Genomic DNA, 2,139 nt, shown 5'->3' with positions numbered 1-2,139 from the left:
TCATGAAAGCATTCCTGCGTAGTGTGTTTCGCCGAAGAGGCGGCGAGACCTACAACCCTGATGTCATTCGTAGTCGTTCAGGCGAGGGGGAGTTTGCCAATCAACAACTCCAGCAACTCGGAGTAACTGTACTGCCCGGTGGCTTTGCGCTTGAGCGTGTAGCGAATCTTGACGATGCGGTTGATATTGGCGTCGACCAGTTGCCGTTTGATCCTGAACTCCACCGGCTGGCCGGCGCTCGGGACGGTGATCGGCACCCAATCGCTGGCCGTGCCGTCGACGGGATTGCCGATCCAGTAGTACCTCAGCACATCCCCCGCGGCCGTGCCCGGATAGTCCACGTACAAGGTCACCGCACCGGTGACCGCCTCATAATCCAGCACATCGTCCGGCGCTTCGATAACCCTGGGTTTCGGCAAGTCGGCCTGTATCGCCCGCACCTTGACCGCCAGGTGGTCGGACTCCTTCACGCCGTACAGCATCACATCGTCCCGGGAAACCCGGTAGAACAGATCGAGACTACCGTTGTTCAGCGCCGTGATGTGTTCAGCCGAGACCGGCATATCGATAACCGTCCCGACTTCATCCCGCGTCACCGGATGTACGTCTTCATAGGGGTAAGGGTTGTTGTTGGCGTCGATGCCCAGCCAGACCATATCGATCCAGTCGCCATAGTCCATCCCCGGGTACGCCGGAATCTGCACGATGGCCCAGGGCTGGTCGGGTTCCAGGGTATCGCCAATCAACTCCTTGATCGTTGGCGCGGGCAGCAGGATCGGGTCGCCCGCTACGGTGGCAAAGGCATGTTTGGACGACTGGGGCAGGTCACCGTTGATCTTCTCCAGCTTGTACCAGCCATCGCCGGAGCCCCCGGCGATGGCGCGGATCTCGGCATTGGGAATCTTGAACTCGACAATCCCCGGTACGCTGCTGATCACCTTGCTCTGACTATTGATCAGCGGGCTACCAATGGAAGGCGTGCCGGTCCAGGTCAGGGTCAGGGTGTCATTCAAGGCAAAAACAGGCCTTGAAACGAAGACATAGAGGGTCACATCCTCTTTGCCCAGCAGTTCCAGGTCGATCACGCCATTGTCAGCGTCCTGGATGATCGGCGGATCCAGGAACGAGGCGCCGGCCTCGACCACCACCGTGGTTTTTTTAGAGTAGCGACTGGAGAAATTCCAGACTTCGTCGAACACTTCGTAGTGCACCAGCAAGTCGTTGCTGTCACCCGCGGCGAGGATGGTGTCCTGCTCGATCCGCAAGGTAACGGGCGCGGTGCCGAGGGCTTCGTCCTCGGTGATTTGTCGACGGACAAAGACACTGCCCCACTTCAGTTGGATCGTGTCACGGGCGCTCCGATTCGGATAATGCTCGATCACCAGCGGCACGCCCCTGGCGGCCCAGTCGGCATCGACGGTGCCCAGATCCGGCGGTAAGCCGGGTTTTTGCAGCCCCGAGTGGCCATCGGGGTCGCTCGGATTCCGGTCGGGCCCGCCCGGCCGGTCGATCTTGACCCTTATGCTCAACCCGATTGATTTCTCGGGGGTCGTCGAATCGACCCGGGTCAATTCATAGAACAGCTCGCCCCATTCGGGAACGATCGGATCGGTCGACACAAAGAGGTTCACGCGCTTATTGATATTCCCCAGTTGAACCGTGGCATTCCCGATCGCGGTGGTGCCCCAATACACTTCGAGCTTGTCGCCTTCCTTCATGTCATCGTCGGGATCACCGGGAGTGCCGTAGGGATCGATCACACACAGCAGGCCCAGGGGGTTTTCATCCTTGTCCAGCATCCTCTGATTGACCCCACCGTCATGCCCTACGACCGGATCGACCATGCCCGACAAAAACAGCGGCAATAACCTCAGGGGGCGGTTCTCAAGATCGAGGGGCGGGAACAGCAAGCGGCTGAAAGCGTTCAAAGCATTCATGGTTGTATCCTTGCCAGGCTGGCAGCTGGACTGAGGGCGGAGGCCTCGCATGCGCGCTTCGAATCGACGACTTGACCTGAAGGTGGCGAGCACCAGGGCTTGGGCTGATGGGGGTTATTTGATCCCTTGGACCTGGTCTTGGCTACTGTCAGAAATGACAGGTCAACGGGCTGGACAGGCGCCATTGGTCGGATAACCTGCT

The 2,139-nt window shown here is 59.4% G+C and carries 1 protein-coding gene; it reads right to left on the bottom strand.

The window, feature by feature from the left end:
* Nucleotides 1-77: 77 nt before the first annotated feature.
* Nucleotides 78-1,937 carry a hypothetical protein gene (locus tag HX830_RS31695; protein WP_177104775.1) on the bottom strand — a complete coding sequence of 620 codons (1,860 nt, stop codon included), beginning with the start codon at nt 1,935-1,937 and terminating at the stop codon, nt 78-80.
* Nucleotides 1,938-2,139: the final 202 nt, after the last annotated feature.

It is taken from the genome of Pseudomonas gingeri (assembly GCF_013385425.1).
In the GTDB taxonomy this organism is placed as follows: Bacteria; Pseudomonadota; Gammaproteobacteria; order Pseudomonadales; family Pseudomonadaceae; genus Aquipseudomonas; species Aquipseudomonas gingeri_D.
This window is presented reverse-complemented; position numbering and strand designations above follow the sequence as displayed.

Bases quoted from the DNA above. Each gene is read 5' to 3' on its own strand.
- HX830_RS31695 (WP_177104775.1), bottom strand. From the start codon at position 1,937: ATGAATGCTTTGAACGCTTTCAGCCGCTTGCTGTTCCCGCCCCTCGAT.